At 66.0% G+C, this 25,990-nt stretch carries 22 protein-coding genes and 1 tRNA gene; 12 read left to right on the forward strand and 11 right to left on the reverse strand.

Translation table 11 applies throughout. From position 1 onward, the window contains the following. Positions 1-55: 55 nt before the first annotated feature. Positions 56-307: a DUF167 domain-containing protein gene (locus JHW45_RS04960; RefSeq protein ID WP_272859834.1), complete on the forward strand. Its 252-nt coding sequence runs from the start codon at positions 56-58 to the stop codon at positions 305-307. Here JHW45_RS04960 and JHW45_RS04965 read toward each other — a convergent pair. Then, entirely contained in the window at positions 304-552 is a 249-nt protein-coding gene (locus tag JHW45_RS04965; protein WP_272859835.1) for a hypothetical protein, read from the reverse strand. The two genes, JHW45_RS04960 and JHW45_RS04965, sit on opposite strands and share 4 nt — an antisense overlap. Positions 553-694: 142 nt before the next feature. On the opposite strand from JHW45_RS04965, the gene JHW45_RS04970 reads away from it, so the two are divergent. The 3 genes from JHW45_RS04970 (at position 695) to JHW45_RS04980 (ending at position 3,289) form a co-directional block, all read left to right on the forward strand. After that, complete coding sequence (locus JHW45_RS04970) at positions 695-1,462, forward strand: M48 family metalloprotease (RefSeq protein WP_272859836.1); 768 nt, start codon at positions 695-697, stop codon at positions 1,460-1,462. A gap of 4 nt (positions 1,463-1,466) precedes the next feature. Next, positions 1,467-2,759: a DUF2254 domain-containing protein gene (locus JHW45_RS04975; protein ID WP_272859837.1), complete on the forward strand. Its 1,293-nt coding sequence runs from the start codon at positions 1,467-1,469 to the stop codon at positions 2,757-2,759. Positions 2,760-2,926: 167 nt separating this feature from the next. Then, entirely contained in the window at positions 2,927-3,289 is a 363-nt protein-coding gene (locus JHW45_RS04980; RefSeq protein WP_272859838.1) for a hypothetical protein, read from the forward strand. Positions 3,290-3,298: 9 nt separating this feature from the next. Here JHW45_RS04980 and ilvN read toward each other — a convergent pair whose 3' ends face one another. From ilvN to JHW45_RS04995, 3 genes are all read right to left on the reverse strand, one after another. Beyond that, the gene (ilvN, locus tag JHW45_RS04985; RefSeq protein ID WP_272859839.1) at positions 3,299-3,859 is read right to left on the reverse strand and encodes an acetolactate synthase small subunit; all 561 of its coding nucleotides are present in this window, start codon (positions 3,857-3,859) and stop codon (positions 3,299-3,301) included. Between the two features lie 67 nt (positions 3,860-3,926). After that, on the reverse strand, positions 3,927-5,681 hold the full coding sequence (locus tag JHW45_RS04990) for an acetolactate synthase 3 large subunit (protein WP_272859840.1): 1,755 nt from the start codon (positions 5,679-5,681) through the stop codon (positions 3,927-3,929). Between the two features lie 158 nt (positions 5,682-5,839). Next, positions 5,840-6,679 (reverse strand): arginyltransferase, encoded by an 840-nt coding sequence (locus JHW45_RS04995; protein ID WP_272859841.1) that lies wholly within the window; start codon positions 6,677-6,679, stop codon positions 5,840-5,842. A gap of 213 nt (positions 6,680-6,892) precedes the next feature. Here JHW45_RS04995 and JHW45_RS05000 point away from each other — a divergent pair, with 213 nt between their 5' ends. Continuing rightward, positions 6,893-9,697 (forward strand): bifunctional [glutamine synthetase] adenylyltransferase/[glutamine synthetase]-adenylyl-L-tyrosine phosphorylase, encoded by a 2,805-nt coding sequence (locus tag JHW45_RS05000; protein ID WP_272859842.1) that lies wholly within the window; start codon positions 6,893-6,895, stop codon positions 9,695-9,697. 18 nt (positions 9,698-9,715) lie between these two features. Here the strand turns inward: JHW45_RS05000 and JHW45_RS05005 are convergent, their stop codons facing one another. Next, a complete protein-coding gene (locus JHW45_RS05005; RefSeq protein WP_272859843.1) occupies positions 9,716-11,839 on the reverse strand; it encodes a glycosyltransferase in 2,124 nt (707 codons plus the stop codon). 77 nt (positions 11,840-11,916) lie between these two features. After that, the gene (gene carA, locus JHW45_RS05010; protein ID WP_272859844.1) at positions 11,917-13,065 is read right to left on the reverse strand and encodes a glutamine-hydrolyzing carbamoyl-phosphate synthase small subunit; all 1,149 of its coding nucleotides are present in this window, start codon (positions 13,063-13,065) and stop codon (positions 11,917-11,919) included. A 171-nt stretch (positions 13,066-13,236) separates the two neighbouring features. Here carA and JHW45_RS05015 point away from each other — a divergent pair, with 171 nt between their 5' ends. Both JHW45_RS05015 and JHW45_RS05020 read left to right on the forward strand, forming a co-directional pair. Beyond that, on the forward strand, positions 13,237-13,701 hold the full coding sequence (locus JHW45_RS05015) for a GatB/YqeY domain-containing protein (protein WP_272859845.1): 465 nt from the start codon (positions 13,237-13,239) through the stop codon (positions 13,699-13,701). A 47-nt stretch (positions 13,702-13,748) separates the two neighbouring features. Continuing rightward, positions 13,749-13,940 (forward strand): DUF3008 family protein, encoded by a 192-nt coding sequence (locus JHW45_RS05020; protein WP_272859846.1) that lies wholly within the window; start codon positions 13,749-13,751, stop codon positions 13,938-13,940. Between the two features lie 97 nt (positions 13,941-14,037). On the opposite strand, the gene JHW45_RS05025 is transcribed toward JHW45_RS05020, so the two are convergent. The 4 genes from JHW45_RS05025 to lipB form a co-directional block, all read right to left on the reverse strand. After that, on the reverse strand, positions 14,038-14,532 hold the full coding sequence (locus JHW45_RS05025; protein ID WP_272859847.1) for a DUF2244 domain-containing protein: 495 nt from the start codon (positions 14,530-14,532) through the stop codon (positions 14,038-14,040). Then, positions 14,532-16,208, reverse strand: a complete 1,677-nt coding sequence (locus JHW45_RS05030; RefSeq protein ID WP_272859848.1) for a cytochrome c oxidase subunit I — start codon at positions 16,206-16,208, stop codon at positions 14,532-14,534. The genes JHW45_RS05025 and JHW45_RS05030 overlap by 1 nt, the downstream gene beginning before the upstream one ends. A 195-nt stretch (positions 16,209-16,403) precedes the next feature. Beyond that, positions 16,404-16,838, reverse strand: a complete 435-nt coding sequence (locus tag JHW45_RS05035; RefSeq protein WP_272859849.1) for a c-type cytochrome — start codon at positions 16,836-16,838, stop codon at positions 16,404-16,406. A 125-nt stretch (positions 16,839-16,963) separates the two neighbouring features. Further along, entirely contained in the window at positions 16,964-17,617 is a 654-nt protein-coding gene (lipB, locus tag JHW45_RS05040; RefSeq protein ID WP_272860545.1) for a lipoyl(octanoyl) transferase LipB, read from the reverse strand. A 108-nt stretch (positions 17,618-17,725) separates the two neighbouring features. Between lipB and JHW45_RS05045 the strand changes: the two genes are divergently transcribed. After that, a tRNA-Leu gene (locus JHW45_RS05045) sits at positions 17,726-17,812 on the forward strand. A gap of 78 nt (positions 17,813-17,890) precedes the next feature. Here the strand turns inward: JHW45_RS05045 and JHW45_RS05050 are convergent. Next, a complete protein-coding gene (locus JHW45_RS05050) occupies positions 17,891-18,817 on the reverse strand; it encodes an isoaspartyl peptidase/L-asparaginase family protein (RefSeq protein WP_272859850.1) in 927 nt (308 codons plus the stop codon). A gap of 178 nt (positions 18,818-18,995) precedes the next feature. Between JHW45_RS05050 and JHW45_RS05055 the strand changes: the two genes are divergently transcribed. The 4 genes from JHW45_RS05055 (at position 18,996) to JHW45_RS05070 (ending at position 25,965) form a co-directional block, all read left to right on the forward strand. Further along, positions 18,996-19,856, forward strand: a complete 861-nt coding sequence (locus JHW45_RS05055; RefSeq protein ID WP_272859851.1) for a cyanophycinase — start codon at positions 18,996-18,998, stop codon at positions 19,854-19,856. Beyond that, positions 19,843-22,485: a cyanophycin synthetase gene (gene cphA / locus JHW45_RS05060; protein WP_272859852.1), complete on the forward strand. Its 2,643-nt coding sequence runs from the start codon at positions 19,843-19,845 to the stop codon at positions 22,483-22,485. Before JHW45_RS05055 ends, cphA begins: the two co-directional genes overlap by 14 nt. Positions 22,486-22,566: 81 nt before the next feature. Beyond that, entirely contained in the window at positions 22,567-23,865 is a 1,299-nt protein-coding gene (locus tag JHW45_RS05065; RefSeq protein ID WP_272859853.1) for an ATP-grasp domain-containing protein, read from the forward strand. Between the two features lie 81 nt (positions 23,866-23,946). Further along, positions 23,947-25,965 carry a CocE/NonD family hydrolase gene (locus JHW45_RS05070; protein ID WP_272859854.1) on the forward strand — a complete coding sequence of 673 codons (2,019 nt, stop codon included), beginning with the start codon at positions 23,947-23,949 and terminating at the stop codon, positions 25,963-25,965. The last annotated feature ends 25 nt before the right edge of the window (positions 25,966-25,990 follow it).

Raw genomic sequence — 25,990 nt, forward strand, 5'->3', positions numbered from 1 at the left:
GGCGCGGCGCGCAAGCCGGCTTGCCCCCGCGCGGCCCTTGCGCAAGGCTGCGCGGATGACCGATCTGACCCATCTTGCCCGGGGCGGCGCGCGCATTGCCCTGCGCGTGACGCCGCGCGCCCGCCGGAACGCGATTCAGCTTGACGCGGACGGAACGATTCGCGTCCACGTGACCGCCCCGCCCGAGGATGGCAAGGCGAACGCCGCGGTCGCTGCGCTGCTGGCAAAGGCGATGGGGGTCGCCCGGACGCGGCTGGTGCTGGTCCGGGGCGCCACCTCGCGCGATAAGGTCTTTCGGCTGGACTAGCCGTCCCTGGTCTCGATCCGGTAATTGCCCTCGGGCAGGTTCAGGGCCAGACGCAGCTCGGTCAGCTGCTGCATGGTCAGGGTGATCCGCGCGACCTCGCTGCCGTCCGGGCTCATCTGTTCGATCACCACGCGGTCGTCGAAGGTCAGGATCACCACATCCTCGTTCAGGGGGCGGGTCCGCGGCTCGGCCTCGTCGATCAGCGTGATCACCGTCGCGTCGAAATCGTGTTCGATGGTGAACATCCAACTCTCCTTGCATCTGCATGACAATCGCGCGAAGCGGGCGATACGGCAACCCGACCTGTTTGCGCGGCCCCCACCGGCAGGATAAGCTGCCCGCAAAGCCGCGCCGCAACGCGGTATCAAGACGAATGACGAGGCGCGGATGAGCAGGGACAACGGCACAAGGCGGGTTCGGGCGATCATTCTGGCAGGGTTGCTGGGCCTTTCGGCCTGCGGGCCGATGCCGGTCGAACAGGCGGGCGGCCGTCCGCAGGCGCCGGCCCCGGTGCCGCCGCCCACGCTGCAAAGCGATGGCAGCCCCGAAAGCACCGCACGCACCTTCATCGCCGTCATGCGCCGGATGGAACCGGCGGTCGAACGCGAATGCATCCAGCGCCGGACGCAGCCGATCAACTGCGATTTCCAGTTCGTGATCGACGACCGCCCGGGGCTGGAGCCGAATGCCTTCCAGACCGTCGATGATCGCGGCCGGCCGATCATCGGCTTTACCCTGTCGCTGATCGCCGCCACCCGCAACGGCGACGAGATCGCCTTCGTCGTCGGCCACGAGGCCAGCCACCACATCCTGAACCATCTTGAACGCAAATCGGGCGCGGCGGCGGCCGGGGCGGTGATCCTGGGCAGCATCGCGTCGGTCTATGGCGTCAACCAGTCCGCGGTCGAGACCGCGCAGCGCATCGGCGCCTCGGTGGGGTCGCGATACTATTCGCGCGACTGGGAACTTCAGGCCGATTATCTGGGTGCCATCATGGCGCTGAATGCGGGGTTCGATCCGGTGAACGGGGCGCGGTTCTTCCAGCGGATTCCCGATCCGGGCGATCATATCCTGGGCACCCACCCCTCGCGCGCGGCGCGGCTGGCGCAGGTGACGCGCGCGGTCGCGGATGTGCGCGCGGGTCTGGTGCGCTAGCCGCATGGGGGTCGGCGCGGGCGAGATCAGTCAGCTGCGGTTCAAGATAAGGGAACTGGCGCAGCAGACCTGGGTCCGCGTCAGCGCCTTTGCCGTGCTTGGCATTCTGACGGCCATGATCGCGTTCCTGGTCAAGGATTTCATTCCCGACGATCTGCCCGCGCAGATCGGCGCGGACGCGATCGAATCGATCCTTCAGATCCTCGCGTCCTCGATGCTGGCGGTGACCACGTTTTCGCTGTCGATCCTGACCGGGGCCTATGCATCTGCCGGCACGACCGCGACGCCGCGCGCGGTGCGCCTGCTGGTGGCCGATCCGGTCAGCCAGACGGTGCTGGCGACGTTTATCGGCGCGTTCCTGTTCAGCCTGGTCAGCATCATCCTGCTGAAGACCGAGATTTACGGCAATTCCGGGCGGCTTGTGCTGTTCGGTGTCACGCTGCTGGTCGTGCTGGTCGTGGTCGTGTCGCTGCTGCGCTGGATCGACAAGCTGGGGCGTCTGGGCCGGGTGGGCGACACGATCGGCCGCGTGACCGCCGCCGCGATCGAGGCGCTGGAAGAACGGCTGAAGGCGCCATGGCTGGGCGCCAATCCCCTGCGCGGCGCCCCCCCGCCCGAGGCCGAGGCGCTGTGCCCGAAAGAGGTGGGGTTTCTTCAGCATTGCGATATGGCGCGATTGTCGGAACTGGCCGACGAGGCGCAGATCCTGATCTATCTGCGCGCGACGCCGGGCGATTTTCTCAGCCCGGCGACACCGGTTCTGTCCGCCCATCCGATGCCGCAGGATGCCGAAAAGGCGGACAAGCTGCGCGACCGCCTGCTGGCTTGCATGACGATTCGCGACACCCGCGATTTTCAGCAGGACCCCCGTTTCGGTCTTCAGGTCCTGTCCGAGATCGCGCAGCGCGCGCTGTCGCCCGGCATCAACGATCCCGGCACCGCGATCCTGGCATCCGGTCACATGCTGAAGGTGATGCAGACCTGGCAGGGCGACATGCCGCCGGTGATCGAGTATCCGCGGCTGTTCGTGCCGTCCCTGACCGTCGACGAGATGCTGGAGGAAAGCTTTCTGCCCGTCGCGCGCGACGGGGCGGCGAATTTTCAGGTGCAGCGAAGCCTGCAGCAGATCCTGCTGGCCTTGGGCGAAATTTCGCCACAACTTTACGGCAAGTCGATGGCGGACCTGTCCAAGAAGATGCTGATCTACAGCCAGGACGCTGTTGCACTGGAGTCGCACCGGTCCGAACTGGCCTCGATTTCCGCCCGAATTATGTCGGTATCGCAAAAGGTTGCGTGAATTGAATGGCCGTTCACTGAACCGACTGGTAAAAAATTCCCCGCTGTGGAGAGAAAAAACTGGAATGTCGGCGGATTTCTGCTTTATTCGCCTTTAGCGCGCACATAAGCGCAGGGCTGCGGTTGACATCGTCAGGGATGTCCGGACGGGAAATCAAAGGGGTGCCCATGATCGGGGTAGTTGTTTGGAGCAATGCGGCACGCGAAAAGGCCGTGATCTGGTGCGAGGATCAGGCATCGCTTGCCTATCTGCAGGGGCGTCAGGATCTGGTCGATTCGTCGTATTGGCCGGTCCCCGGCGACCTGCTGGAGCTTGACTGCCAGCCGATCGGCGATCTGCGCCATGCCCGGCAGGTGTCGGTGCTGTCCGAACAGGGATGCCCGCAACTGCCGGAATTGCTGCGCAGCGCGGCAGCGCCGCCGGCGCAGGAAAACCATCTGCGGCTTGTCTCGACCCGGCAGGAAACTGCGGGCCACGACCGGCGGGACGACCGGCGTCTTCATCCCGCCCGTTCGGCCGCCGGACGCTAGGGTTCGGCGTCAGACCCCGCGCGACAGCGCCGCAACCCCCGTCCGCGCCAGTTCCGACAATCCCAGTGGCCGCATCAGATCGGCAAAGGCGTCCAGCTTGGACGGGGTGCCGACCAGTTCGAAGACAAAGCTTTCCAGCGTCGAATCGACCACGTTGGCGCGGAAAATCTCGGCGATCCGCAGCGCCTCGACCCGCTTGTCGCCTTGCCCGTGCACCTTGAACAGCCCCAGTTCGCGTTCGACGGTCGGACCTTCGACGGTCAGGTCGTGAACCTCGTGCACCGGCACGATCCGGCCCAGCTGCGCCTTGATCTGCTCGATCACCTCGGGCGTTCCCCGGGTGACGACGGTGATGCGCGACTGGTGACCGGTGTGATCGACCTCGGCTACGGTCAAGCTGTCGATGTTATAGCCGCGTCCCGAAAACAGGCCGATCACCCGGGCCAGCACGCCCGGTTCGTTCTCGACCAGCACGGCAAGCGTGTGACTTTCCTCGATCTCGTCATTCGGATCGCGCAAATCATAGGCCGAATGGCTCGACATGCCCTTCTGGATGTTCAACGCGTTCATCGCCCGCCCTTTTCTTCTTTGCGGAAATACCCGGATGGTGACGGGGCCGCGGCCCCGCGCCATCGCCTCAGACCAGAACCGCGCCCTGCGATTCGATCACGCTTTGCGTCTCGGCCTCGCCCAGCAACATTTCGTTATGCGGCCGGCCGGACGGGATCATCGGAAAGCAGTTCTCGTGCTTTTCGACCAGCACATCCAGGATGAACGGGCCATCATAGTCGATCATCTGCCGGATCGCGTCGTCCAGGTCCTTGGGGTCGCGGACCTGCGCGCCCTTGCATCCGAACGCCTCGGCCAGCTTGACGAAATCGGGCAGGCTGTCCGACCACGACTGGCTATAGCGTTCGCCGTGCAGCAATTGCTGCCACTGGCGCACCATGCCCAGCCTTTCGTTGTTCAGGATGAACTGCTTGACCGGCAGGCGGAACTGCACCGCCGTGCCCATTTCCTGCATGTTCATCAGCCAGCTTGCATCGCCCGCCACGTTGATCACCAGCGCGTCGGGATGGGCCATCTGCACGCCGATCGACGCCGGCAGACCATAGCCCATGGTTCCCAGCCCGCCCGACGTCATCCAGCGATTCGGCTCGTCGAAGCCCAGATACTGCGCCGCCCACATCTGATGCTGACCGACCTCGGTCGTGACATAGCGGTCGTGATCCGCCGTCAGCGCCTCAAGCCGTTGCAGCGCGTGCTGCGGCTTGATGATCTTGTCGCTGTTGCGGAAGAACAGGCAGTTCTTGGATTTCCAGCCCTCGATCCGTTCCCACCATTGGCCAAGCGCGGCCGTGTTGACCTTGCGCCCGCGCGATTTCCAGATCTTCAGCAAATCTTCCAGGACGTGGCCGACATCGCCGATGATCGGCAGATCGACCCGGATGACCTTGTTGATCGAGGACGGGTCGATATCGACATGGACCTTGACCGATCCGGGGCTGAAATCCGCGACCCGGCCGGTGATCCGGTCATCGAAGCGCGCGCCCAGATTGATCATCAGATCGCAGTCGTGCATCGCCAGATTGGCCTCGTACAGGCCGTGCATCCCCAGCATCCCGATCCAGTTGCGCCCCGATGCGGGATAGGCGCCCAGCCCCATCAGCGTCGAGGTGACGGGAATACCGGTGGCGTCGGCCAGTTCGCGCAGAAGCTGGCTGGCGCCGGGGCCGGAATTGATGACGCCGCCGCCGGTATACAGGATCGGCCGTTCCGCCTGTTCGATCAGCTCGACCAGCCGGGTGATCGCGGCAGTATCGCCCTTGCGCACCGGCTGATAGCGGGCCGGTTCGACCTGTTTGGGGCCGACATATTCCGCCGTCGCGAACTGCACATCCTTGGGAATGTCGATCAGCACCGGGCCGGGCCGCCCGGATGTGGCGACGTGAAACCCCTTGTGGATCGTCTCGGCCAGCTTGCCCGGGTCCTTCACCAGCCAGTTATGCTTGGTGCAGGGGCGGGTGATGCCGACCGTGTCCGCCTCCTGAAAGCCGTCGGTGCCGATCAGGAAGGTCGGAACCTGTCCCGACAGCACGACCAGCGGGATCGAATCCAGCAGCGCGTCGGTCAGCCCGGTGACCGCGTTCGTGGCACCGGGTCCGGACGTCACCAGAACGACGCCCGGCTTGCCGGTCGAGCGCGCATAGCCTTCGGCCATGTGGACCGCGCCCTGTTCGTGGCGGACCAGCACATGGGTGATGTCGTTCTGCTGAAAGATCTCGTCGTAGATGGGTAGCACCGCCCCGCCCGGATAGCCGAATACGGTATCGACGCCCTGATCGCGCAGCGCTTCGACCACCATTCTCGCACCCGTCATCGTTCGGGACATCTTCTTCACTCCATCAGATATGAACCGGACCCGGCAAGCGAACCTGCCGGGAGTCGGCGCAAACTATGGATGTGGCCCGACAGGGTCAATGGGGTTTGGCGGATAAAGTGACGTATCGGCGCCGATTTTTGTAATATTCTTTCGCGACCCGTCAGATGTCAGCGGTCGAACTGCGGCAGCGCGATCCGGGCGACCTGTTCCACGATCGGATCGACCGACAGCGGATGGGCCTCGCTGCAATGATCCTCGGGGTTGCCGATGTCCTGCCAGACCCCGCCCTTGTAGATTTCCAGCGCCGAGAAGCGGGCCTTGTAATCCATCTTGCGGCTGCCGGGCACCCAATAACCAAGATAGACATAGGGCAGGTTCGCGGCGCGCGCGATCTCGATATGGTCGAGGATCAGATAGGTGCCCAGACTGGCGGCGCGCAGGCCGGGGTCATAGAAGCTGTAGACAAGGCTCAGCCCGTCATCCAGCACGTCGGTCAGGCACACCGCGGCCAGATGATCGTCGCCGGCCAGCAGCCGGGCAGGATCGCGCCCGTCGCAGCGATATTCGATCACGCGGGTCTTGACCGGCGTTTCCTCGATCATGGCGGCGAATTCGAAGATGTCCATGTCGGCCATGCCGCCATCGGCGTGGCGCCGGTCCAGATAGCTGCGGAACAGATCGAACTGCTCTTCGGTGGCCCAGGCGCTGGTGGCGATCCGGCGCAACCCCTCGTTCCGGCGCAGCAGCCGGCGCTGCGTGCGCGAGGCGGTGAAATCCGCGACCCGGATGCGCGCCGACATGCAGGCGACGCAGCTTTCGCAGCTGGGCCGATACAGCACGTTCTGCGATCTGCGGAAACCCTGCCGCGACAGCGCGTTGTTCAGTTCGGCCGCGTTGTCGCCATGCAGCGCGGTGAACAGCTTCCGTTCGGCCCGGCCGTGCAGATACGGGCAGGGCTGCGGGGCCGTCACATAGAATTGCGGCGCATGCGGGACCGTATGGCGCATCAGGCGCGGTCCGTGCGGAATATGGACAGAACGGAACTGATCATGCCTGGGACGCGGATCTGTCTTTGCGTGAAGGGTTGGACTGGGCAAAAGCCTAGCAACGAATTTCCGATGCGCCAAGCGGGGAAAGGGTTAACCTCACCGGGTCTTGCGATCCCGGCCGGCAATCGGCTTCGCGTTGACGTAACGTCGGCTTCGGCTAGTCTGGCCGGCATGGATTTCGCTGCCGCCATCGACCGCCTGCCGCTGCCCGTGGACCGCGACCGCGCCGGCCGCATCGCCAGGCGGTTTTCAGATCTGCCCCAACCGCTGACCGACCTGCTTTCGGGCACCGCCGGCAGCAGCCCCTATCTGGCGGGCCTGATCGAGAGCGAGGCCGACTGGCTGCGGTCGGGCGCACTGGATCACGACGATGTCGTGGCGCGCGAGACGGCGGGGTTCGAGGATCTGGATGCCGCCTTGCTGGGTGTCGCGCTGCGCCGCGCCAAGCGCCGGGTCGCGTTGCAGGTCGCGCTGGCCGATCTGGGCGGGGTCTGGACGCTGGAACGGGTAACGGGCGCGCTGTCGGATCTGGCCGACCGGGCCGTCGATCTGGCGCTGCGCGTCCATGTCGCGCACGAGGCGCGGCGCGGCAAGCTGCCCCCGACCGACGCGCCGGCCGGCGGCGTCATCGCGCTGGCGATGGGCAAGGGCGGGGCGCGCGAATTGAACTACAGCTCGGATATCGACCTGATCGTGCTGTTCGACGAGACCGCCTATGACGCCGATGACCGGCAAGAGGCGCGCGCCTGCCTGATCCGCGCCACGCGACGGATGGCCGCGACGCTGTCGGACGTGACCGAACACGGCTATGTGTTTCGCACCGATCTGCGGCTGCGCCCCAACGCCTCGGTCACGCCGGTCTGCATCTCGACCGCCGCGGCGCTGGCCTATTACGAGGCCGAGGGGCGGACATGGGAACGCGCGGCCTTCATCAAGGCGCGGCCGGCGGCGGGCGACATCGCGGCGGGGCAACGCTTTCTGGACGAGCTGCGCCCCTTTGTCTGGCGCAAGCATCTGGATTTCGCCGCGATCCAGGACGCCCACGACATGCGGCTGCGCATCCGCGACCACAAGGGGCTGGGCGGGCGGCTGGAGGTTGCCGGCCACGACCTCAAGCTGGGCCGCGGCGGCATCCGCGAGATCGAGTTCTTCACCCAGACCCGCCAGCTGATCGCCGGCGGACGAGAGCCGGAACTGCGATGCCGCGACACGGTGGGCGGGCTGGCGGCGCTGGCGGCGCGGGACTGGATCGCAGCCGAGATCGCGGCGGAACTGACCGACCATTATCGCCAGCACCGCGAGATCGAGCACCGCATCCAGATGGTCAACGACGCGCAGACCCATCATCTGCCGCGCGATCGCGACGGGCTGGCGACGATCGCGGCGCTGATGGGGCGCGACGATGTGGACGAGTGGTCGGCAGGGCTGAAGACGCGGCTGGAACGGGTGCACGAGCTGACCGAATCGTTCTTTGCGCCCGGCGAGGTGGCCGAACGCCCGCAGCTGTCCGACGAATCGCGCGCGATCATCGACCGCTGGCAGGGATACCCGGCCCTGCGTTCGGCGCGCGCGCAGCAGATCTTTCGCCGGGTCGAGCCGGAATTGCTGGACAGGATGGCGCGCACCGGCCACCCGCAAGAGGCGCTGAGCCGGTTCGACAGCTTCCTGTCGGGCCTGCCGGCGGGGGTGCAGCTGTTCTCGCTGTTCGACGCCAATCCGCAGCTGATCGAACTGATCGTCGATATCTGCGGAACCGCCCCGGGGCTGGCCAGCTATCTGGCGCGTCATTCGGCCGTGCTGGACGCGGTTCTGGGCGGCAGCTTCTTTGCGCCGTGGCCGGGTGTCGCGGGGCTGCAACAGGAATTGCAGGCCGCGCTGCAAGCCGCGCTGGACGCGCCGGACGGCGGCTATGAACGCGCGCTGGATGCCGCGCGGCGATGGGCGCATGAATGGCATTTCCGCATCGGCGTGCACCATCTGCGCGGCCTGATCGACGCCGACGAGGCGGGGCTGCAATATGCAGATCTGGCCGATGCCTGTGTCGCGGCGCTGTTTCCGGTCGTGGTGGCCGATTTAGCGCGCCGTCACGGCGCGCCGCCGGGCAACGGCGCGGTGGTGATGGGGATGGGCTCGCTTGGCGCGCGGATGCTGAACGCAGCCTCGGATCTCGACCTGATCGTGATCTATGACGCCGACGGCGTGGACAGTTCCGACGGTCCCCGGCCGCTGGCGACAAGGCCCTATTACGCCCGGCTGACACAGGCCGCGATCACGGCGCTGTCGGCGCCGACCGCACGGGGGCGGCTTTACGAGGTCGATATGCGGCTGCGTCCGTCGGGCCGCCAGGGGCCGGTCGCCACCTCAATCCAGAGCTTCGAGAATTACCAGATGACCGATGCCTGGACATGGGAGCATCTGGCGCTGACGCGGGCGCGGACGGTCGGGCGGGCCGGCGCGGGCTCCGAGGCGCTGGCCGGACGGATCGAAGCCCTGCGTCTTCAGGTGCTGCGCCAGCGCGGAGACGAGGACCTGGTGATGCCCGATCTTGCGCAGATGCGGGCGCGCATCTTTGCGGCCAAGGCCCCGGACCGGCAATGGGAGGCCAAGATCGGTCCCGGCCGGCTTCAGGACATCGAGCTGCTGGCCCAGTCCCTCGCCCTACGCGCGGGCGACGGGGCGCGCGGAACGCTGGCGCAGCTGCGCGCGGGCGTCCGCGCCGGCCTGATCGACAAGGACCGGTCGGACCGGCTGTCATCGATCTGGCGGTTTCTGTGGCGGCTGCACGCCTCGGGGCGGCTGCTGACCGACCGGCCGCTGGACATGGACGATATCGGCTTCGGCGGTCAGGAGTTCCTGCTGCGGGAAACCGGCTGCGACGATCTGGAGGCGCTGCGCCACACGCTTGAGACGCAGACCGAGGAGGCGGCGGGGATCGTGGACGCGCAGCTTTCCCGCACGGACGCGCAGGCCGGCTGATGCCCCGCCCGCGCGCGGTTATCCGGTGGCCTGCTGCAATCCCGGATCGCCCTCGCGCTCGGCGACCGCGCGTGCGGCGACAAGGGTGACCGGGGCGGGCCGTGCGGCCTGCGCCGCCGCCTCAGCCATGGAACGTCCGCCGATCTGGCCCAGCACCGGCAACCTGGTGGTGCCCTCCGCCGCCGCCGGGGCCGCGATGTCCGTTTCGGTCGCGTCATAGATGCCATGCGCGGTCTTGTCCCAATAGAACGGCTTGACCACGACCTCATAGATCGCCTTCCAGCCGGCCAGGCAGCCAAGCGGGAAATACAGATGCAGCGTCGGCACCCACGCCATCAGATGTCGGTGCTTGGCGCCCCGCACGGCCCACATGCCCACACCGATGCTTATCAGTTCCGATACGATGAAGATGGCGAACAGCGCGGTGGCCGCATGGCCGCCCCAGATGCCCGACAGCGGTTCGCGCAGCGGATGCGGCAGGCCGAGGCTGAGCAGCCAGAAGCTCCACAGAATCGGGGCCAGCAGATATTGCGACAGCGTGCCGAAGAACTGGATCTGGAAACCCCAGAACCGCCACGCGCCCAGATCGCGCCACAGCCGGACCGGATCGCGCATATGCACGCCCCATGTCATCGCATAACCCTTGAGCCAGCGCGACCGCTGCTTGACCCAGGGCAGGGCGCGGCAATTCGCCTCTTCGTCGGTGGTGGTCTCCAGGATCTGCGTGCGCCAGCCGCGCCGGGCCAGCCTGACACCCAGATCGGCGTCTTCGGTCACGTTCCAGGCGTCCCACGCGCCGACCGCCTCCAGCGCGTCGCGGCGAAAGAACAGCGTGGTCCCGCCCAGAGGCACGACCAGCCCCATCCGCGCCACGCCGGGCAGCAGAACCCGGAACCAGGCCGCATATTCGACAGTGAAACACCGCGCCAGCCAGTTGGTGCGCGGGTTGTAGTAATCCAGCGCGCCTTGCAGGCAGGCCACGTCGTCGGCGGCGAAGTGAAAGCCGCGCGCGACCTTGTGCAGCTGATCGGGATCGGGACGGTCCTCGGCGTCCCAGACGCCGACGATCTCGCCCCGCGCGAAATTCAGCGCATAGTTCAGCGCCCGCGGCTTGGTCTGGATGCGCCCCTCGGGCACCTCGATCACGCGCAGCCACGCGGGCAGGCACGCGCCCTCAAGCGCGGATCGTGTCACCGAATCGTCGGCCTCGATCACCAGCAGGATGTCGGTCAGCTCGCGCGGATAATCCAGCCGCGCCAGCCGCGCGACCAGCTTGCCGGCCACGTCGCTTTCCTTGAACAGCGGCACCATCACCGAAATCACCGGCAGCGCCGCATCCATCTGCCGCGCGACCAGCCGCCCCGCCTGCGCGTCCTGACCGATCCGGCGACTTTCGGCCCGGATGCGCAGCGCCGCGCAGAAGGCGCCCAGCTTCAGCCCGGTCTGCGCCACCAGCGTCAGCGCGGCCCAGCCGGTCAGCACCGACAGCACCCAGATCGGAACCAGCCACATGCCCAGCGCGACCGTCGCCATCAGCGCCAGTGCCACCTCACCGCTCCAGCGTTCGTTGCGGGTGCGGCAGCTTTCGCTTTCGGGGACGCGCAGTTCGGCCATGCGGATCATCGCGCTGCGCCGGGTGGCAAGGATCGCGTCCTGCACCTGCGCCTCGCTGCACAGCAACATGCGGATTTGGCCGAACCCGTCGGGCAGGGCGGGGCGCAGCGCCGCGAAATCCTCGGGGCGGGCGGTGGCGATCCAGGTGACGCCGCCAATCCGGCGCCAGGGCAGGATGCCGTTGGCGAGGCAGAAACCCGCGCCTGCGGCGTCGATCAGCCGGGGATCGGCGGGCGTGGCCGAGGGATCGACCGCAGTCGTGCGCCATTGCCGCGACAGGGCGCGCATCAGCGCGTCCTGCGTGACCCATCCCTGCGACAGAAGGATCTGGCCCAGCCGCGTCTTCTGCCGCTGCCGCATGACCACGGCCTTCAGCAGATGCCCGGGTTCGACCGCCCCATCCTCAAGCAGGATCTGACCCAGAGGCTGCGGATTGCGCGCCGCCAGCGCCACGGCCGCAGAATCCGGCGCAGAATCGGGCGCGGGGTGCGGGGGCGGGGTCGGGGTCGGCAATGCGGCTTTCAGCATGGGCGATTCCTTTCGGGAACGCCCAGTCTTGTCATGGCCGCAGTTAAGAAGAGGTTAAACGGAAAGAAACCGCCCGATCAGTCGCGGCGGGCGCGCATCGCGTCGGCGAAACGGTCGAACAGATAGCCGCTGTCCTGCGGGCCGGGCGCGGCCTCGGGATGATACTGCACGGAAAAGACCGGCTTGTCCGTGACCCGCAAACCGCAATTGCTGCCGTCGAACAGGCTGACATGGGTTTCCACGACGCCATCGGGCAGGGTCTGGCCGTCCACCGCAAAGCCGTGATTCATCGACGTGATCTCGACTTTGCCGGTATCGTTGTCGCGGACCGGGTGGTTCGCGCCGTGATGGCCATGGCTCATCTTGACGGTGCGGCCGCCAAGGGCCAGCGCCAGCATCTGATGGCCCAGACAGATACCGAAGATCGGCAGGTCGCGGCCCAGCAGGTCGCGAATCATCGGCACCGCGTATTCGCCCGTCGCCGCAGGATCGCCCGGCCCGTTCGACAGGAACACACCTTCGGGCTCGTGGGCCATCACCTCATCGGCGGTCGCGGTGGCGGGCAGCACGGTGACGTCGGCGCCATGCGCGACCAGCGAGCGCAGGATGTTGCGCTTGGCTCCGTAATCCAGCGCCACGACCTTGAACGGCCGGTCCTTGGTCAGGGTGCCGAACCCCTCGCCCCATTCCCAGGCGCCTTCCTGCCAGCGATAGCTTTGGGCGCAGCTAACCTCGCGCGCCAGATCCATGCCGACCAGACCCGGCCAGTCGCGGGCGCGCGCGATCATCGCCTCGATGTCGAAATTCCCGTCCGGATCGTGGGCCAGCACGACATGGGGGGCGCCCTGCCGGCGGATGGCGCGGGTCAGACGCCGGGTATCCACCCCGCCGATGCCGATCCGGCCGCGCCGCGCCATCCAGTCGGGCAGGTTTCCCGCCGCGCGCCAGTTCGACGGCTGCGTCGGGTCCCACCGCACCACGATGCCGCTGGCGACGGGATCGGCGGCCTCGTCATCCTCGGCGGTGACGCCGGTATTCCCGATATGGGGAAAGGTGAAGGTCACGATCTGGCCCGCATAGGACGGGTCGGTCATGATCTCCTGATAGCCGGTCATGGCGGTGTTGAAGACCAGTTCCGCCACCACCTCGCCCGTGGCGCCGAAACCGTGGCCGTGAAAGACGGTTCCGTCGGCAAGCGCAAGGCAGGCGGTCGGTTTCGTGGCCATGTCGGCACCTCTGGACTGAAATCAGCCGGTGAATAGGGGCGGCGGGGCGGAAGGTCAAGGCGGACGGGCGGCGCCTGCCGGCTTGATTTCGCGGCGCGTCGAGCTTAGATGGCCTGCTTTCCGGCGTGCGGGACCCTTCGTTGCGCCGCGGAACCTTCGGGAGAGTGTCTGATGGACCTGCGAGCCAGACTGCAAGCCGCCACAAAGGAAGCCATGAAAGCCAGGGACAGCACAAGGCTATCCACGCTGCGGCTGATCGGCGCGGCGGTAAAGGACCGCGAGATCGCGCTGCGCGGCGGCGACGGCGAGGGCGGAGAGATGACCGAAGCCGATCTGGTCGCGATCATGTCGAGGATGGTCAAGCAGCGCCAGGAATCGGCCAAGGCGTATGAAGAGGGCGGGCGGTTGGAACTGGCCGCGCAGGAAGAACAGGAAATCGCCATCATCCAGGAATTCCTGCCCCGGCAGCTGTCCGAGGCGGAATCCGCCGCCGCCATCGACGCCGCCATCGGCGATCTGGGCGCGACCGGCGTGCGCGACATGGGGCGGGTGATGGCGGAACTGCGCAGCCGCCATGCCGGGCAGATGGATCTTGGCGTCGTCGGCCCGATGGTCAAGCAGCGCCTGCTGCACTGAGGCAACCGGCCGCGCCCTGCCGGCGTTACAGCGGCAGGAGGTGCAACATGCCAGCAAAATCCAAAGCCCAGCAACGCGCCGCGGGCGCGGCCCTGTCCGCCAAGCGCGGCGACACCAAGGTCAGCGAATTGCAGGGCGCGTCGCGGCAGATGTATGACAGCATGTCCGAGGACGAGTTGGAGGATTTCGCCTCGACCGACCTCGATGGTCTGCCCGAACATGTCGACGGCGACGACTGAGTGTCCGAGGGCGCGGCGAAACGGATGAACGGCTTGCCCGCCTGACAGGGTGGACAGCCTCCTTCTGTTTTTGCTCAACCGGACGCGCCCACCCGGCCTATCGCAGACCGGCCAGCCTTTTCTGCACCTGATCGCACAGATTGCGGCGTTCTTCGGGGGTGAGGAACGCGCCCAACTCCACCTCGCGCTGCCCGTCGGTCAGGGTCAGGTAAGCCTCGACCGGGCCGTCGCGCAGGGCGGCGCGCACCCAGTAGGGGTTCGTCACCCACACCCGATCCGGGCTGCCCACATCCTGTCTTCGCAGGGCCAGCCGGTCGCGCGTGATGATCAGGTGTTCATGCGTCCTGCCGCTGCGATAGCTGCGTTGCAGGGCGAACCACAGCCCCCCGACGGAAAGCGCCATGAAGGGCAGCAACCCCCACAGGATCGTCGTGCCCAGCACCGCCAGCAACGGCAGCGCCAGCAGGCCGGCGGTCACGGCGATGAACCAGACAAAGCCTTTCACCGGCAGCGACCGATAGGGCCAGACATGCAGCTCATGTGAAACGGCCCCGGAATCGTCCGGGGCCGTATCGTGCCATTCATAAGGCATCAGTGGGCGTGGCCGCGATCCCAGTCGGACCGCTTCGGCAGCTGCTCGAACGTGTGTTCGGGCGGGGGCGAGGGCAGGGTCCATTCCAGGGTATCGGCATACTCGTTCCAGTAGTTCGGCACGTTGACGCGCTGTCCGGCGCGCAGCGTGTAGAACACCACGCCGATGAAGAACAGGAACGAGGCAAAGCTGATATAGGCCCCGATCGAGCTGACATTGTTCCAGAACGCGAACTCGACCGGATAGTCGATATAGCGGCGCGGCATGCCCTGACGGCCCAGGAAATGCTGCGGGAAGAAGATCAGGTTCGACCCGATGAACATGGCCCAGAAATGCAGCTTTCCGGCCCATTCGGGATATTGCCGGCCCGACATCTTGCCGATCCAGTAATAGATCCCCGCGAAGATCGCAAAGATCGCGCCAAGCGACATAACATAGTGGAAATGCGCCACGATGTAATAGGTGTCGTGATAGACGCGGTCCAGCGGCGCCTGGGCGATGACGACGCCGGTGACGCCGCCGACGGTGAACAGGAACAGGAACCCGAAGGCCCACAGCATCGGCGTCTTGAACTCGACGCTGCCGCCCCACATCGTCGCGATCCAGCTGAACACCTTGATGCCGGTGGGCACCGCGATGGTCATCGTCGCCAGCATGAAATAGCTTTGCTGCGTCAGCGACATGCCGACCGTGTACATGTGGTGCGCCCAGACGATGAAGCCCAGCAACCCGATCGCCGCCATCGCCAGAACCATGGGCAGATAGCCGAAGATCGGCTTTTTCGAGAAGGTGGCGATTACGTGGCTGATGATGCCGAAGCCCGGCACGATGATGATATAGACTTCCGGGTGGCCGAAGAACCACAGGATGTGCTGATACAGAATCGGATCGCCGCCGCCGGCCGGGTTGAAGAAGTTGGTGCCGAAATTGCGGTCCATCAGCAGCATGGTGATGGCGCCGGCCAGCACCGGCAGGGCCAGCAGGATCATCCAGGCGGTGATGAACACCGACCAGGCGAACAGCGGCACCTTGAACAGCGTCATGCCGGGCGCGCGCATGTTCAGGAAGGTGGTGATGATGTTGATCGAGCCCAGGATCGACGACGCACCCGAGACGTGGACGGCGAAGATCGCCAGATCCATCGAATATCCGCCCTCGGTCGTGGACAGCGGCGGGTACAGCACCCAGCCCACGCCCGACCCCATCTGCTGGCTGCCGCCCGGCGCCAGCAACGAGGCGATGCCCAGGCAGACGCCGACGACATACATCCAGTAGCTGAGGTTGTTCAGCCGCGGAAAGCTCATGTCCGGGGCGCCGATATGCAGCGGCATGAAATAGTTGCCGAAACCGCCGAACAGGGCCGGGATCACGACGAAGAACATCATCAGCACACCGTGATAGGTGATCATGACGTTCCACAGATGGCCGTTCGGCGTACACTCGGCGGTCGAATCGGCAATGAAGCGCGCGCCTTCAAGGCACATGTACTGCACGCCGGGATGCTGCAGTTCCATCCGCATGTAGACGGTGAAGCAGACCGAGATCAGACCGACCACACCGGCCGTGAAAAGATAAAGGATACCAATGTCTTTGTGATTGGTAGACATGAACCAGCGGGTAAAGAACCCGCGTTGGTCGTGATGGTCTTCGTGGCCATGAGCGGCTGCGTCTGCCATACCCGAACTCCCCTGTATGTCGTCGAGCCGGTCTGGCAGACCGGCGGTGTTCCGCGCTTCTTTTAGACCAGCGACGCGCACCGGGCAATGTGTCGCGCTGTCGCAAATTTGAACGCCTCCGCAAGAATATCAGATTCCGCGGAGGCGCCATCGTCACATGAATGCGGCCGATCGCCGCACCCGGTCGCGCGAGGATCAGTCCGCGGCCGGCGCGTCGGGCGAATGGCTGGCCAGGAACGCCGCGACGTCTTCCTGATTCTTGTTCAGCTTGAAGGTCATCTTGGTCCGGGCCGAATCGTCGCCAGTCTTTTCCTGAACGAACATGTTCGGATCGGTCATGTAGCCGACCAGATCCTCGGGCGTCCAGACCTCTCCTGCCTCTCTCAGCTCGATCAGCGCGTCGGAATATTTGAATCCTTCCTCGCTGGCGGCCTCGCGGCCGACGATCCCGTAAAGATTCGGACCGGTCCGGCCGCCTTTCACGATGTCCTCGCCGTCAGGCGACTGGATCATGTGACAGGCCTTGCATTTGCGGAATTCCTTTTCGCCGTTTGCGGCATCGCCATCCTGCGCAAGCGCCGGCATGGCCAGGGCGGCACCAAGAAGCGTGCCGATGATCGCGATTTTCATTCGTGTATCCTCGCTTGTTCAAAGACTGGATCTCTGACGACCTGTATATGGCGTGGACCCTCGAACTCCCAGACGCCTCAAGGTCGCACCGCAGATGTGACCATGTCCGGAACGCGGGCGCCAGATCAAATTTCGTCGTCGAATATCCGAGGGAAACAGTTCCTCAGCGCCGCATCCAGATCAGTCATCCCGACCGGAAGACCCAGATCGACCAGGCTGGTCACGCCGTGCCCGCTGATGCCGCAGGGCACGATGCCGCCGTAATGCGACAGATCGGGTTCTACATTGATCGCCATGCCGTGAAAGCTGATCCAGCGGCGCAGCTTGACGCCGATGGCGGCGATCTTGTCCTCGCGCGGGCTGCCGTCGGCCAGGGGCGGCTTTTCGGGCCGCGTCACCCACACGCCCACGCGCCCTTCGCGGATTTCGCCGGTCACGCCGAATTCCGCCAATGCGGCGATGATCCAGCGTTCAAGCCGCGCCACGAAGTCCCGCACGTCGCGCCCGCGCCGGTTCAGATCCAGCATCACATAGACGATCCGCTGGCCGGGTCCGTGATAGGTATACTGCCCGCCGCGCCCTGCCGCATGGACCGGGAACCGCGCGTCAAGCAGATCCGCGTCGCGCGCGCTGGTGCCTGCGGTATAAAGGGGCGGATGTTCGACCAGCCAGATCAGCTCATCCGCGGTGCCTGCGTGAATGGCGGCCACGCGCGCCTCCATGAACGCCACCGCATGCTCGTAATCGGTCAGGCCCTCGCTGATGATCCACTCTGCCATGGGCGCGATCTGACCGGAACCGGGGCTGCCGTCAAGCGGCGCGCGCGCCCCAAGAAAGGTCTTTTCATCCATCCCCGCCTCGGATAATAGCCGGCCTACTGCCCGGATGCGGTCGTGGCGGAATTGGTAGACGCGCAGCGTTGAGGTCGCTGTTCCTTAACCGGAGTGGAAGTTCGAGTCTTCTCGACCGCACCATCATCTTCCCGAAAATCAGGCGCGATGACGCCCTCTGACAGGCTCGCGTCTGGCGGGCCGGAACGGCCTGATGCGCCGTCAATAGATCGCGGTCTGCCGGTCGTGGCCTTCGACGATCCAGCCGCGATACATCCCCTCGCAGTTGAAGGGCATGGCAACGGTGCCGTCACGATCCACCGCAATCAGCCCGCCCGAGCCGCCGATGGCCGTCAGGTCGGTCAGCACGACCCGCTCGGCGGCGTGTTCCATCGACACGCCGGCAAGGCGGATGCGGGCGTCGATCTCGTGGGCCACGCACAGCCGCAGAAACATCTCTCCGTCGCCGGTGGCCGATATCGCGCAGGTCGCGTTGTCGGCGAAAGTGCCCGCGCCGATGATCGGGCTGTCGCCGACGCGGCCCGAGCGTTTCGCCGTCATCCCGCCGGTCGAGGTTGCCGCCGCAAGCGCACCGTGACGATCCCGCGCCACTGCGCCGACCGTGCCGTGGCGGCGTGCCGGATCGTCGTCCAGCGTGCCGGCCTGCTCCATGCGCAACGTTTCTTGCAGGGCGTCCCAACGCTCTGGCGTGCGGAAATAGTCGGCGTCGCGGAACGCCAGCCCCGCCTCGCGCGCGATGGACAGGGCGCCGTCGCCGATCATCAGCACGTGGCTGGTCCGTTCCAGCACGGCGCGGGCGGCCAGGATCGGGTTCTTCGGCCCGAACAGGCCGGCGACGGCGCCTGCGCTGCGGTCGCGGCCGTCCATCAGCGCGGCGTCCATTTCCTGCCGGCCGTCGCGGGTGAAGACGGCGCCGCGGCCGGCATTGTAAAGCGGCTCGTCCTCAAGCGCGCAGACCGCCGCCGTCACAGCATCCAGCGCCGTGCCGTCCTGCGACAGCACCGCCTCGCCCGCGTCCAGCACGCGGGACAGGGCGGCGTGATGCTGTGCCTCGCGCTGCGGGGTCATGCGGTCGCGCGGCATCACGCCGGCGCCGCCATGGATCGCAAGGCTGAAACCCTGTGTCATCCTGTCTCCGATCTGACGGCGCGTGACGACGCGGTGTCGTGAAAGTTGCGCCGATGACCCTGATGTGACCGATCGGCGGGGCGGCGTCAAACCCGAGCGCCGATTCCGGTCGATTGGCAGGGTGGCGATAGCCGGACATACCATATAACGTCCCCGCATGAGGAACGGAGCGCAGAAGATGAGCCTGCCCACCAAGTCTGGCACCAAGGGACCGCTTGTCGCGATCGGGGGGGCCGAGGACAAGACGTCCCGTGCCGACATCCTGCGCCGCGTTCTGGCGATGTCGGGAAAAGAGGCGCCGGTGGTCGGCGTCATCACCACCGCCAGCAGCATCCCCGGCGATGTCTATGAATCCTATCGCACCGTCTTTTCCGCCATCAGCGAAGCCGAGGTGCTGGATATCCGCATCCGCCAGCGCGAGGAGGCGGCGTCCGACGCCATCGTCGACATGATCCGGCGTTCGGATGTCATCTTCATCTCGGGCGGGGACCAGATGCGGCTGACCAACATTCTGGGCGCGACCGCCGCGATGGACGCGATCCGCGCGCGCCATGCCGAGGGCGCGGTGATCGCCGGCACCAGCGCGGGGGCGGCCTGCCAGTCGCAGACGATGGTTTATGGCGGGGCGGCAAACGATTCCCTGCGCAAGGGCGCGGTCCGGATGACCGCCGGGTTCGGGCTGGTGCCCGGCGTCATCATCGACACGCATTTTCTGGAACGCGGACGATTCTCGCGGCTGATGGAAATCGGCGCGACCAATCCCGAATATCTGGGCATCGGTCTGGGCGAGGATGCGGCCGTCCTGTTCGAGGACGACGTGATGCGCGTCTTCGGTCCGGGGCATGTGATCGTCGTTGACAGTTCGCAGGTTACCGGTTCGAATGTCTTCGATCTCGCAGACGGTGAGGCGGTCAGCGTCAACAACGTCATCATGCATGCGCTGGTCGATGGCTGTGGATACAGCCTGACGGACCGGCGAGTCCTGGGACCGGAAGAGCTCAGGGCCAAGAGCCTGGAGCATAAGATTGAATATTCTTGAACATCGCGCCCTGCGCGGCCCGAACTATTACAGCCGTTATCCGGCCATCTACATGCGGCTGGACATCGAGGAACTTGAGGACCGGCCCAGCGACAAGGTGCCGGGTATCGCCGAAAAGCTTCGCGACCTGATCCCCGGCATCTACGATCACCGCTGTTCGGTCGGAGAGCCGGGCGGTTTTCTGCAACGCGTCCGCAGCGGCACATGGGCCGGCCACATGGTCGAGCACGTGGCCATCGAGTTGCAGAATCTTGTCGGGTTCTCGGTCGGTTACGGCAAGACCGTCGACAGCTATGACCCCGGCATCTACAACGTCGTCTATCGTTACCGCGACGAGGCCAGCGGCATCGCCGCGGGCGAGGCTGCGGTGCAGGTGGTTCAGGATCTTTACGACGGAAAGGATGTCGATCTGGCGCCGATCATCGACCGCCTGAAACAGATCCGCGACGCCAATGCGCTTGGCCCCTCGACCGGGGCCATCGTCAACGCGGCGAAGGAGCGCAACATCCCCGCCTACAACCTGACTGAGGGCACCAGCTATACCCAGCTGGGCCACGGCATCAAACAGCGCCGGTTCCAGGCCACGGTCACCGATGCCTCGGGGATCATCGGCCACTCGATCGCGGACGACAAGGAATGGACCAAGCAGATCCTGGCCGATGCCGGCGTGCCGGTGCCGCGCGGGCAGGTGTGCCATTCGTTCGAGGACGCGCAGGCGGCCGCCGAGTGGATCGGCTGGCCCGTCGTCACCAAGCCGCTGTCGGGCAATCACGGGCGCGGCGTGACCACCGACATCGCCTCGGTCGAAGATCTCAGATCGGGCTATGACGCCGCCGTCGCGCGGGCGCGGGACGATTACGGCGGGGTCATCGTCGAAAGCTATATCAGGGGCGAGGATCACCGGATGCTGGTGATCGGCGGCAAACTGGTGGCCGCCGCGCGCCGCCGTCCCGCCCATGTGACGGGCGACGGAAAAAGCACGATCCAGCAGCTGATCGACGTCGAGAACAGCGATCCGCGCCGGGGCGTCGGCCACGAAAACCTGCTGACCCAGATCCATGTGGACGAACAGACCCACCGGATGCTGGAACAGGCCGGCCACGGGCTGGACACCGTGCTGCCCAAGGGCGAGATCGCGTTTCTGAAATCCACGGCCAATATCTCGACCGGCGGCACCGCGGCCGATCTGACCGACGAGGTGCACCCCGAGGTGAAATTCGCGATGGAACGGATCGCGCGGCTGGTCGGGCTGGACATCATCGGCATCGATCTGCTGGCCGAAAACCTGCATCTGCCGCTGGACCGGCAATCGGCCGGCGTGGTCGAGGTGAACGCGGGCCCCGGCTTTCGGATGCACATGTCGCCCACCCACGGCACGCCGCGCCCGGTGGGCCAGCACGTGGTCGAGATGCTGTTTCCCGATCCCACCGACGACGGCCGCATCCCCATCACCGCGATCACCGGCACCAACGGCAAGACCACGACCACGCGGCTGACCGCACATATCCTGCGGCAGGCCGGATGGTCGGTCGGCATGGGCTGCACCGGCACGGTCGAGATCGACAACAACGTGATCCTGCGCGGCGATTATTCCGGCCCGGCGGCGGCGCAGGCGGTGCTGCGCGAACCCACGGTCGAACATGCCGTGCTGGAGGTGGCGCGCGGCGGCATCATGCGCCGGGGGCTGGGCTTTGACGAATGCGATGTCGGCGTGCTGCTGAACATCGCCTCCGACCACCTGGGAGAGCGGGACATCCACACGCTGGACGAACTGGCCCGCTGCAAGACGGTCGTGGTCGATGCGGTCAAGCGCGAGGGCGGCTATTGCGTGCTGAACGCCGACGATCCGCTGGTGATGGAACACGGCACCCATTGGGCGCGCGGCGAGATCATCTATTTCACCATGGACCCCCAGAACCCGGCGCTGACGGAACATCTGGAAAATCTGGGCATGGTCCTGACCGTCAGGAACGGCAAAATCGTGCTCTTGCGCGGCAAGGTCACGGTCGAGATCGTCGAGGTCAACGATGTCCCCATCGCGTTCGAGGGTCATGCGCCCTTCAACGTGCAGAACGCCATGGCCGCCGCCGCCGCGGCCGTGGCCCACGGGATCGAGATCGACGATATCCGCGCCGGGCTGCGGACCTTCCATCCGACGCCGGCCCAGATGCCGGGCCGCACCAATTATTTCGAGGCGGACGGGGTCAAGTGCCTGATCGACTATGGCCACAACGTGCCGGCGCTGATCGCGCTGGAACCGTTGGTGAACGGGCTGGCCACGCAGCGCAAGATCGCGGTGGCGACCGCGCCGGGCAATCGCCGGGACGAGGATCTGGCAGCCCTGGGCGCGCAGCTGGCGCGGATGTGCGACACGATCTATGTCTATGAAACCGATGCGCGCGGACGCGCGCGTGGCGAGACCGCAAGGGTGATCCACGACGGCGCGGCGAATGCCGGCACCTCGGCGCAGGTGGAAACGATCATGGACGAACACGACGCGGTGGCGCAGGCCATCGGTCAGGCAGAGGCGGGCGATTTCCTGTTGCTGCTGGTCGACGACATCGAGGGCACGACCGAACGGCTGAAGGGGCGCAGCTTTCCCCGGCAGGCCGAACTGGCGCAGGCCTGACCACGCCACGACTGACGGTGCGGGGGCAGGGCGTGCGCCGCCGCCGCCGCGGCGATTGCCACGCGACAGGAAGGACAGTGAATGACCAGAAACGTGTTCGTCATCGGCCTGAACGAATTGAACGCCGACCGCCTCAGACGGCTGCGCGGGGTAGACGATGTGCAGTTCCACCCGCTGCTGACGCCGGCGCAGGTGTCGGAAACGCAGGAATTCGACATTCCCGCGATGCTGAAAGAGGCCGAAGACACGCTGGATGCCTTTGACGGGTCGATCGACGCCATCGTCGGCTATATCGATTTTCCCGTCTCGACCATGCTGCCGCTGCTGTGCCGCAAATACGGGGTGCGCAATTCATCGCTGGAAAGCATGTTGAAATGCGAACATAAATACTGGTCGCGCAAGGTCATGGCCGAGGCCATTCCCGACCACGTGCCCAAATTCACCGCCTTCGACCCCTTCGACGACGACGCCTTGTCAAAGATCGGCGAGGCGGATCTGCGTTTCCCCTTTTTCGTGAAACCGATCAAGTCGTCGGGCTCGCGTCTGGGCTTTCGCATCGACAGCCCCGAGGATTTCGACTACGCCACCGAAAAGCTGCGCGCCGAGATCGGCCAGATTTCCGAGCCGTTTAACTATGTCATGGAACAGGCGGATCTGCCCGACGACATCCGGGCGGTCGAGGGCCATTACTGCATGGCCGAGCAGGTGATCGGCGGGCGGCAATGCACGGTCGAGGGCTATGTTTACGAAGGCGAGGTCGTGCCCTACGGCACCGTCGATTCGATCCGCTATCCGCAGGTTCTCAGCTTCTTCTACTATCTCTATCCTTCCACGCTGCCCAGACGCGTGCAGGACAAGATGCACGAGATTACCCGCACGATCATGGGCCATATCGGCTATGACAACGCGGGCTTCAATATCGAGTATTACTGGGACGAGGTGCAGAACAAGATCTGGCTGCTGGAGATCAACACCCGCATCGCCCAGTCGCATTGCGATCTGTTCGAGATGGTGGACGGCGTCAGCCACCAGCAGGTGACCATCGACCTGGGTCTTGGGCGCAGACCGGACATGCCGCGGGGCGAAGGCCCGCAAGAGGTCGCGGCCGAGTTCTTTTACCGCGTGTTCTTCACCGACGCGACCGTGGCCCGCGTGCCGTCGCGCGCCGAAATCGAGGTCGCGGCCGAACAGGTGCCGGGGACGCGCATCACCTCTTACGTGTCGCGCAACATGAAGCTGTCGGAACTGCCCGAACAGGACGCCTACAGCTTTGCCGTCGCCTCGGTCTGGATGGGGGCGCACAAGACCTCGAAACTGCTGTGGAATTACGAGCAGGTGATGAAGCGGCTGAATTACGAGTTCACCGACATCGCGGAATAGTCCGGCGGGCCGGTGGACTTCGCCCGTTCCCGCGGCGATAAGCGGGCAGACAGCCATGTCCCCAAAGCATCGAGAGCCTGAATGAAGGTCGATACCGAACTGCCCCGCGATGTGCGGGAGATCGAGCATGTCGAAATCGCGATGCCCGATGGCACGCGGCTTGCCGCCCGCATCTGGATGCCCGAGGGCGCCGAGGCGCGGCCCGTGCCCGCGATCCTTGAATACATCCCCTATCGCAAGAACGACAAGACGCTGGAACGCGACCACGCCCGCGCGCCGTGGCTGGCCGCGCAGGGCTACGCCTATGTCCGCGTCGATCTGCGCGGCACCGGCGAATCCGAGGGCGTGATGGAGGACGAATACACCCCTATCGAATTGCAGGATGGCTGCGACGTGATCGCGTGGATCGCCGATCAGCCCTGGTGCGATGGCGGCGTCGGCATCGTGGGAATTTCCTGGGGCGGGTTCAACGGGCTGCAGATCGCGGCGCTGCGCCCGCCGGCGTTGAAGGCCGTGGTGACCATCTGTTCCACCGACGACCGCTATGCCGACGACATCCATTACATGGGCGGCACGCTGTTGTGCGAACAGCTGTCCTGGGCATCGGTGATGTTCGGCATCAACACGCTGCCCCCCGATCCCGCGCATGTCGGCGACCGCTGGCGCGACATGTGGACGGCGCGGCTTGACGGATCGGGCCTGTGGCTGGAAACTTGGCTTGCGCACCAGACCCGCGACGAATTCTGGCAACACGGCTCGGTCTGCGAGGATTTTTCCGCCATCGAGGTGCCGGTCTATGCCGTCAGCGGGTGGGCGGACGGATATTGCCGGTCGGTGTTCCGGCTTGTCCAGAACCTGAAAGGCCCGGTCAAGGGGCTCGTCGGTCCGTGGGCGCACAAATACCCCCATCTGGGCGAGCCCGGACCGGCCATCGACTGGCTGACCGAAGAGACGCGCTGGTGGGATCACTGGCTGAAGGGTCGCGAGACCGGCATCATGGACGAGCCGCCCCTGCGGCTGTATCTGCAGGATCACGCCGCGCCCCGCAGCCATTACGCGCACCGGGACGGACGCTGGATCACCGAACCCGCCTGGCCCTCGCCCCACGTGACCCGCACCGGCTTTGCCCTGGGATCGGACGGGCGTATGGCGGCCGAGGGTGCCGCCTTGCCGGACGCGGCCATGACCATCCGATCGCCGTTCTGGGTCGGCGTGCAGGGCGGCAAATGGTGTTCCTATGCCTTGCCCGGCGACCAGCCCGGCGATCAGCGGCGCGACGATGCCGGCAGCCTTGTCTTTGACACCGCGCCGTTGGACGCGGATGTGGACATTGCCGGCGATGCGTGCCTGACCCTGACGCTGCGGTCGGACCGGCCGGTGGCGCAGGTCGCGGCGCGGCTGGTCGATGTGGCGCCCGACGGGGCGGCCACGCGGGTCAGCTATGGGCTTCTGAACCTGACCCACCGGGACGGCCACGAAGATCCCGCGCCGCTGGAACCCGGTCGCGATTACGAAATCCGGGTTCCGCTGAAACACGTGGCGCAGACTTTCCGCGCGGGCCACCGGATTCGCCTCGCGGTCTCCAGCAGCTATTTCCCGCTGGCCTGGCCCACGCCGGAACCGGCGACGCTGACCGTGCTGCCGGGCCGGTCCCGGCTTGATCTGCCGATCCGTGCGGATGACGGCATCCGGGTGCCGGACTTTGCCCCGCCCCGCGCCGCCGCGCCGCTGGACGCCACCTATCACGTCACGCCGGCGGCGGAGTGGACGGTGGAAGAGGATCGCGACACCGGGCGGGTGACGGTCCTGATCCGCAATCACGAGGGGGCGGCCCTTATCGACGCGCATGATCTGTATCATTCGTCCGAGGGGCGCGAACGGTATTCCGTGCTTCCCGACGACCCCGTTTCGGCCGAGGGAGAGGTCGTCTGGACGCACGAGATGCGCCGCAACGATTGGTCGGTGAAGACGGTCACGACCACCCGCCTGACCGGCGACCGGAACACGTTTCGCATCGTCGCCCGGCTGCGGGCGTGGGAGGGTGAGGTGCTGGTGCGGGACCAAAGCTGGGACACGCCGATCCCCCGGCATCTGGTCTGATCCGCCCTTTCGGCGGACGCCCCGC

The sequence above is a fragment of the Paracoccus stylophorae genome, from assembly GCF_028553765.1.
Taxonomy (GTDB): Bacteria; Pseudomonadota; Alphaproteobacteria; order Rhodobacterales; family Rhodobacteraceae; genus Paracoccus; species Paracoccus stylophorae.